The 6,575-nt window shown below is 72.9% G+C and carries 6 protein-coding genes and 1 riboswitch; of the genes, 2 read left to right on the top strand and 4 right to left on the bottom strand.

Annotation, left to right across the window (positions count from 1 at the left end):
- From N4P33_RS30930 to N4P33_RS30915, 4 genes are all read right to left on the bottom strand, one after another.
- On the bottom strand, positions 1-597 hold a 597-nt coding region (locus N4P33_RS30930; RefSeq protein ID WP_260830254.1), incomplete at its 3' end, for a cobalamin biosynthesis protein.
- Positions 598-747: 150 nt separating this feature from the next.
- Positions 748-820, bottom strand: a riboswitch (cobalamin riboswitch).
- 219 nt (positions 821-1,039) lie between these two features.
- Positions 1,040-1,261 (bottom strand): hypothetical protein, encoded by a 222-nt coding sequence (locus N4P33_RS30925; RefSeq protein WP_260830253.1) that lies wholly within the window; start codon positions 1,259-1,261, stop codon positions 1,040-1,042.
- Positions 1,262-1,305: 44 nt separating this feature from the next.
- Positions 1,306-2,556, bottom strand: coding sequence for an inorganic phosphate transporter (locus N4P33_RS30920; protein WP_260830252.1), 1,251 nt, complete (start codon positions 2,554-2,556; stop codon positions 1,306-1,308).
- A gap of 176 nt (positions 2,557-2,732) precedes the next feature.
- Positions 2,733-3,488, bottom strand: coding sequence for a lysozyme (locus N4P33_RS30915; RefSeq protein ID WP_260830251.1), 756 nt, complete (start codon positions 3,486-3,488; stop codon positions 2,733-2,735).
- A gap of 194 nt (positions 3,489-3,682) precedes the next feature.
- On the opposite strand from N4P33_RS30915, the gene N4P33_RS30910 reads away from it, so the two are divergent.
- Together N4P33_RS30910 and N4P33_RS30905 are read left to right on the top strand one after the other, a co-directional pair.
- Positions 3,683-4,414: a class II aldolase/adducin family protein gene (locus N4P33_RS30910; RefSeq protein ID WP_260830250.1), complete on the top strand. Its 732-nt coding sequence runs from the start codon at positions 3,683-3,685 to the stop codon at positions 4,412-4,414.
- A 535-nt stretch (positions 4,415-4,949) separates the two neighbouring features.
- Positions 4,950-6,077: an alpha/beta hydrolase gene (locus tag N4P33_RS30905; protein ID WP_260830249.1), complete on the top strand. Its 1,128-nt coding sequence runs from the start codon at positions 4,950-4,952 to the stop codon at positions 6,075-6,077.
- Positions 6,078-6,575 lie beyond the last annotated feature (498 nt).

Here is a 6,575-nt window from a genome sequence, read left to right as displayed (position 1 = left end):
GTCGAGGCGGGCCGAGGCCCAGCCGTAGCGGCGGTAGCGCGGGGACTTGTGGCCGACCATGGCGTCCAGCGTGTTGACGGCCCGGAACCCGAGCAGCCCCGGCACCCCGCCCACGGCGCCCCACACCAGGGCGCCCACCACGGCGTCGGAGGTGTTCTCGGCGACGGACTCCACCACCGCGCGGGCGATCCCGTCGGCGTCCAGCGCCTGCGGGTCCCGCCCGCACAGATGCGGCAGCCGCGCCCGCGCTGCCTCAACGTCCCCGGCCTCAAGGGCCCGCCCGATGGTGCGGGCCTCGCGGGCCAGCGAGGTGCCGCCGACGACGGCCCAGGTGGCGACGCCGGTCAGGGCGAGGGAGGCGGCAGGGGAGGAGCGGACCCAGCGGGCGGCGAGGCTGCCCAGCGCGACGGTCCCGCCGACGCACACGGCCGTGTGCGCGGCGCCCCAGCCGCGGTGGTCCCGCCACAACACCCGTTCCACGGCAGCCGCGGCCCGCCCGAAAGCGGCGACCGGATGCCCGCGGCGGGGATCGCCGAGCAGCAGGTCGCCGAGGAGGCCGGCGGCGGCGCCGTACGCGAACACGCGATCGGCACCCATGGGTTCAGCCGGTGAGGGATCCGGCGGTGATGTTCCCGGACGCCCCGGTTCGGGGCCGGGCGTCGCTGATCGACCTCAACAGGCAGCCGCGCATGGCGATATGTCCTCACTCAGGGTGTCCGCGCCCTGGTTCGACGAGACCGGCGGTGAGAGTTCCTGGCTCCCGGGGTGTCTACCCCGGTGACAGTGGCGGGACCGCGCCGGACTTCCACCGGCTTCCTCTCCTGCCGCCGCACTTGGCTCCGGAAGTCCACCACGCCCCCGGAAGGGCCGTCAACTTGCCGTTGACCTGCGAGGCTGAAGTGTGCTGAGGCCCACAGAGGGGTGTGGGTGGGGGAACGCGAACGGGTGGTGCGAGGCATCGCCTCGCACCACCCGTCGCACGGATCAGGCCGGCTGCAAGCCCGGAACAGGCCAGGACCCAGCCGGGATCAGGCCCGGATCAGGCCATGATCAGGTAGATGCCGTACGCCACCGCCGCAGCGCAGGCGGCGAAGCAGGCGTAGGCGCCGGTGACCGCGAGCGCCGCCGACTGGCCCTGCGCGGCGGCCCGCTCGCGGCGGGACAGGCCGGTGATGCCGAGCGTGAACAGGCCCACGAGAGCCACGGTGACCACGAGGCTGACGCCGAAGACGGAACCGAGGGCCGCCCAGTCGATCTTCATTGCAGTACTTCCTTCTTGTGCCTTCGTACCGGACCGGGTCGCGGTCAGACGGTGGTCTTCGCCGGCGGGGCCGCCGGGTCGGTGGACGCCGGGGCCGCGATGGTGGCCGCCAGCTCCTCGGAGACGGTGCCCGCGGGCGGCGGGGTCACCGCGGCGATGGCCTGGGTCACCACACCGGTCGGCTCGGCGGGGGCGTCGGTGTCGTTGACGTTGGTGTGGTCGACGACCTCGCGCCGGGAGATCTTCCAGATCGCGGCGCTGGAGACCACGAGGAAGACGGCCACGAGGGCGGTGCCCCAGTCACCGAAGCCGCAGACCCACTCGGCGACCGCCGCGACCAGGGCGGCGGCCGGCAGCGTCAGACCCCAGGCGACGAACATCCGGGTGGCCGTCGACCAGCGGACCACGCCGCCCTTGCGGCCGAGGCCCGCGCCCATCACCGAGCCGGAGACGGAGTGCGTGGTGGACAGCGAGAAGCCCAGGTGGGAGGAGGCCAGGATGACCGTCGCGGCGCTGGTCTGGGCGGCGAAGCCCTGCTGCGGCTGGAGGTCGGTGAGGCCCTTGCCCATGGTGCGGATGATGCGCCAGCCGCCGAGGTAGGTGCCGAGCGCGATGGCGATGCCCGCGGAGAGGATGACCCACAGGGGCGGGTCGGAGTCGGGGGCGAGGGTGCCGCCGGCGACCAGGGCGAGGGTGATGATGCCCATCGTCTTCTGGGCGTCGTTGGTGCCGTGGGCCAGGGAGACCAGACCGGCGGAGGCGATCTGCCCGGCGCGGTAGCCCTTCTTGGAGGCCTCGCCGTCGGCCTTGCGGCCCAGGCGGTAGGTCAGCCGGGTCGCGAACATCGCGGCGATGCCGGCGACCAGCGGGGCGGCGATCGCGGGGATCAGCACCTTGGTGACCAGCACGTCGCCGTGCACCGCGCCGAGGCCCGCCGAGGCGACGGTGGCGCCGATCAGACCGCCCATGAGGGCGTGCGAGGAGCTGGACGGCAGGCCGACCAGCCAGGTGAGGAGGTTCCAGAGGATCGCGCCGACCAGGGCGGCGAAGATGACCTCGGGACGGATGCCGGTCTCGTCGACGAGACCCTTGGAGATCGTGTTGGCGACCTCCACCGAGAGAAAAGCACCGACGAGGTTCAGGACGGCGGACATGGCCACTGCCGCCTTGGGCCTCATCGCACCGGTCGAAATGGTCGTTGCCATCGCGTTCGCGGTGTCGTGGAAACCGTTCGTGAAATCGAACGCGAGTGCGGTCACCACCACAATCGCGAGGATCAGCGAGAAGCTTTCCATTTACCCAGGCAATCGTTCGAGGTCATTGGCTGGTCGAACGTAGGTAACCCGGGTGAACGGAAGATGAACTGGGAGGGGCTTGGTGGTGACCGGAAGAGGCGGTTGCTGTTCCGCCGGATGGCGGGGCCGGCGCCCTCCGGCACGGCCGGCCCCGTCATCTCGCGGCCTACGGCCGTTCAGCGGCCTCGCGCGAGGGCCTTCAGTCGGTCGAGGGAACCGTTGAAGAGATTCTGGTCACCCGGGAGGGTGCCGCCGTTGTCGTACTGCCAGAAGGTCCACGACGACCAGCCGGCTGGCAGCGTCCCCGTCCCTGACCTGCTGTAACGGGCGATCCACAGGGCGTGGTCCCGGCCGAAGGCGCGGTTGCTCCCGGTGCAGGTGTTCCACCAGTGGGTGGTCGTGTAGATCACCGGACGGCGGCCGGTGAGCCGGACGACCTCGTTGCTGAACGAGCGGATCCAGGCGGTCATCCGGGCCTTGCTCAGCCCGTAGCACTTGTGCTTCTTGCTGTACGGGTTGTACTCGATGTCCAGCGCGGGCGGCAGCGTCCAGCCGTCGCCTCTCCAGCCGCCGCCGTTGCGCACGAAGTACGCGGCCTGGGCCTTGCCGGACGACTTGTCCGGGAGGGCGAAGTGATAGGCGCCGCGGATCAGCCCGGCCTTGCGGGAGCCGTTGTACTGCTGGGCGAAGTAGGGGTTGCGGTAGGTGGTGGACTCGGTCGCCTTGACGTAGGCGAACCGGGCGCCCTTGGCCTTCGCGGACGCCCAGTTCACGTTCTTCTGGTGCGACGAGACGTCGTGCCCCTTCGGGCGGCTCGCCGCCGCGGCCGGAACCTCGGCGAGGACGGTGCCGCCGAGCGCGAGCGCGGCCACGGAGGCCGTGAGCAGCCGGCGGCGGCGGAGACGGGACGACGGTAGGTGATCACGGGCCATGCTTCCCCCCGGAACGGCGACGTGCACGAGACCGCCCCGACGCTACTGGAAGATCGTTGAATGCGAGACGATCTCCGGCCAAGGTTGCCGATAGGGCGTTATGGGGTGATGTGCACCCTTACGGAGGGTCGCCTTCCGGCCTAAAGTGCCCCGGCTCCACGGAGGCCGGCGAGGTGCCCTGGCAGGATCGCGGCATGGCTGAGCAGCGAGAGAACCAGCGTGGCCGGGGTGACCACGGGGACCGTGTGCGCGAGGTGGGGGAGCCGCGTGGGCGGCGTGTGAGTCAGGAGGAGGCGCGCGCCTGGGCGGACCTGGTGGACACCGCGCGCCGGACCGTCACCGAGGGCCTGGTCGTCGGCACGTCCGGCAACGTCTCCGTCCGCGTCGGCGAAACGGTCCTGGTCACGCCGTCGGGCGTCCCCTACGACCGGCTCGCCCCGGACGATGTGACGGGCGTCGACCTCACCGGCCGCCAGGTCCTCGGCACACTCGTCCCGACCAGCGAGCTGCCCATGCATCTCGCGGTGTACCGCGCGACCGACGCCCGCGCGATCGTCCACACGCACGCCGTGCACGCGACGGCCGTCTCCACGCTCGTCGACGAACTCCCGCTGATCCACTACATGGCCGCAGCCCTCGGCGGCCCCGTCCGGGTTGCCCGCTATGCGACGTACGGCACGGACGAGTTGGCCGAGAACATGCTCCACGCCCTGACCGACCGCACAGGCTGCCTCCTCCAGAACCACGGCACGCTCACCTACGGCACGACCCTGCCCCAGGCCTACGACCGCACGGCCCAGCTGGAGTGGATGTGCAGAGTCTGGCTGACCGCGTCCGCGGTACCTGGCCGTTCGCCGAACCTGCTGTCGCTGGAGCAACTGGCCGAGGTGAGCGACCGGCTGCGGGGGTACGGGCAGCGGGGGTGAGGGCCGGTCGCCGAGGGCTGGCGGCTGATGAACGTTCGGGCGGTCCCGGTCCGTGGATGGCTCCGGTCGGGCGATGAATCTGGGCGGGTCCCGGTTCGTGGGTGACTCCGGGTCGGCCGATGAACCTGGGCGGGCCCCGGTTCCTGGACGACTCCGGGCAGGGCGATGAGGGGCGTGCGGCCTGCGCGGCGATTCGCGCGGCGGCCCTGACGTTCCCCCCTGGGCGGCTCGCCTGGCGTTCGCTCGGCGGCTCGCCCGGCGGTCCGCGCGGTGGTCCGGCGGCCCGCGTGGCGCTTCGTCCCCGGTCTGCGCGCCCAATCCGCCCAGCAGTCCGCGCGGAAGTTGGCTCGGCGGTCCGCCTGGCAGTCCGCTCGGCGGATCGCGCCGCGGTCCGCGCGCTGGGTCATGTCGCTTTGTCGTCATGGTGCCCCGTGCGGCAAACCGTCGTGGACGGACCCGAGGCGGGACCGGGGCCGTGTCACCCCCCGTGTGCTGCCCACTGGCCCGGGGGTCGGCGCGCCGGGACACTGGTGGGGTGCGCACTGTCAGAGCGACGGCCGCTGCCGTCTCCGCCGTGATAGGAGCCGGTGCCGCCGCCGTGGCCGCCGGCCGGCTCGCCAGCGACGCCGCCCTCAAGGCGCCCCCGGGCAGACCGCTGCCCACCGAACCCCGGCTCACCGTGCACGGCACCGCCGCCGGAGAGATCAGCCTCACCCGGGATCTCGCGGCACTGCGCCCCGGCCGCTACGGACTCGCCGGCGACGGTTCCCACGCGGTCGTCGGCCCCGTGCTGGCCGGTGCCTCCCACCCCGCCGACACCGTGGTGCGCCGCCTCGAACGGGTCACACACGGCACGCTGGAGCCCGGCGACCGGGCCTGGCTCGTGCCCAACCTGTACGTCGGCGACCCCGGCACCGCCCTCGGGCTGGACCACACCGACCTCCTCGTCCCCGGGGAGCTCGGCCCGCTGCCGGCCTGGTTCGTACCGGGCGCCCGGGGCACCTGGGTGATCGCGGTGCACGGCCTCGCCGCAACCCGGGAACACGCCATGAACCTCATGGAGTTCCTGCACGGCCACCGCTTCCCGGTCCTCGCCCTCGCCTACCGCGGCGACCAGGGCGCACCGCGCTCACCCGACGGCCTGCACCACTTCGGCGAGACCGAGTGGCACGACCTGGACGCCGCGATCCATTACGCCGTGGAGTCCGGCGCCCGCCAGCTCGTGCTGCTCGGCTGGTCCACCGGCGCGACCATGGCGCTGCGCGCCGCCGCACGCTCCGCCCTGCGGGAGCGCATCGCCGGGCTGGTCCTGGACTCGCCGGTGCTGAGCTGGGAGGCGACCCTGCGCGCCCTCGCCGCCGCCCGCCGCACCCCGAGCGCCTTGCTGCCGCTCGCGGTGCGCGCCGCCCAGGGCCGCACCGGTCTCTACGGCGACCGCGACCCCGACGCCGTCCACCTGGACCGCATCAGCATCCCGACGCACATCTTCCACGGCCCCGGCGACAGGGTGGCCCCCTGGGACCTCTCCCGCCGCCTGGCCGACGCCCACCCCAACACGGTCACCCTGCACCCGGTCACGGACGCCCCCCATGCCGCCATGTGGAACGCCGACCCGGAAGCCTACGAAGAGGCCCTCCGCCGCTTCCTCACCCCTCTCATGTGACCGGCCCACCGGCCCACCGGCACGCGGCGCTCCCGCCAGGCCACCTGTCCGTCCCGCGCCACTCTTTCCTCCGCGCCCGCGACGGCCTCGTCCCGCACCCTCGTCGCACCTCCTCCCGCTCTCCCCGCCGCCCTCACCATCCCCCGGACACGCCGAGTGGCGCCTGCCTCACCGACCGTCCCCCGGTGATTCCGGTTCGCGGTCGGCATATGGCTTGATCGTTCGCCTCCGCCGCACCCCCGGGCCCGTGCGTTGGCCCTCTCCGTAGCCCCTCGTGACATTCCGTTTGGGTTTTCGGACCGTCAACCGGAAGACTGCCCCCGTGACGTCCCGTATCCCGCGCGACTCCAGGCTTCGACTCGTCCGCCCGCGACCCCTGGCCGCCGCCCCCAGAGCGATGAACCACCGGCGCCCGCGCCGCCCCGCACCGCGCCCCCCGGAGGGCACGCCCGCACCCTCGGCGCTGGCCGGAATGGCACGTTCCCAGCTGGCCGGTGC

The sequence above is a fragment of the Streptomyces sp. 15-116A genome, assembly GCF_025290915.1.
Classification (GTDB): domain Bacteria; phylum Actinomycetota; class Actinomycetes; order Streptomycetales; family Streptomycetaceae; genus Streptomyces.
Note: the sequence above shows the minus strand (reverse complement) of the source record. Positions and strands in the feature narration are given on the sequence as shown.